Below are 1108 nucleotides of genomic sequence, written 5' to 3'. Positions count from 1 at the left end.
ATACCCCATTGGTCGATGCGCTGGTCGAGCTTCTCGAAGCCGGCGGCTTCGACCAGCTGGTCCATCTCGGCTTGCGTGCGCCGCCGCATGACCCAGGCCTGGCCGCCGCGATGCGAAGTCAGGCTGCGGGCGATCATCTCGAGCTGCGGGTGCCAGGGCTGGTTGGTGTAGATCAGCAAGCTGCCCGGCTGCATCGCCTGGGCTAAGCCGCCGAGCGAGCGGGCGATCAACGCATTATCCGAGAAGAGCTCGTAAAGGCCGGAGACGATGGCAAGATCCGGCGCCGGGTTCAGCGCGGCCAACCCGGCGTCGTCAAAGGCGTCGGCGCGCCGGAACGAGACGCCGGCCGGCAATTGCCGATCGGCGATCAGCTTGCGGCCGAGTTCGACATTGATGTCGGAATAGTCCTGCAGCCGCACGCTGGCCGGCTGCTCGGCGCTCTTGCCGACGGCGTCGAGCACGTAGCGGCCGTGCCCGGCGGCTATGTCGATTATGTGGCCTGGACGTCCGGCCGCCTTCAGCGTTGCCAGCGCCGAACCGATCAGCTCCTCGAGGTTGAGCTTGCGCTGGCGGATGCCGCGCCAGCCGATGGCGTCGAGAAAAGTCCTGTCGACCATGCGGCCGATTGGCCCGAGGCCACGCGCCTCGTTCTCGTAGACATGGTCCAGCGTCGAGCCGGAATCGAAACCGGTGCCGACGCCGATCTTCATGCCGCGCGAGAACCAGCTGCCGATGCGGATGAAGGCGCGGCTCATGGCCCAATAGAGGCCCCTGGGCGACAGAAGATCCAGCGGCGAGGCGAGCCTGTCGGCCTCGTCGCGCGTGTAGCCGGCGATGTCCGCCTGCTTCAGGTCGATGGCTTCGGCCGGCGAAGCAAATTGCCCTTCGATGAACGGCCGGATCAGGTCGAGCGCCTTGGCGCGGTCGCGCTCGCCGAGCGTATCGTGGAAGAAGCCCGGCAGCACATGCCGCTCCTTCACGCGGCTGCCGAGATTGACGAAGAAATCGTGCTGCGGGCCGTGCCGCACCACCCAATCGCTGCCGGACAAAAGAAGCTGCGTCGGCACGGTGATGGCGCGGGCGTCGGAGACGATGCGCGCCGCATGCT

At 67.1% G+C, this 1108-nt stretch carries 1 protein-coding gene; it reads right to left on the bottom strand.

Features of this window, described 5'->3' with window-relative positions:
• A partial coding sequence (locus tag EOA27_RS37555; protein WP_189562342.1) for a class I SAM-dependent methyltransferase family protein occupies positions 1-1108 on the bottom strand: 1108 nt, incomplete at both ends.

This window comes from Mesorhizobium sp. M2A.F.Ca.ET.037.01.1.1 (assembly GCF_003998075.1).
Classification (GTDB): Bacteria; Pseudomonadota; Alphaproteobacteria; order Rhizobiales; family Rhizobiaceae; genus Mesorhizobium.
Note: the sequence above shows the minus strand (reverse complement) of the source record. Positions and strands in the feature narration are given on the sequence as shown.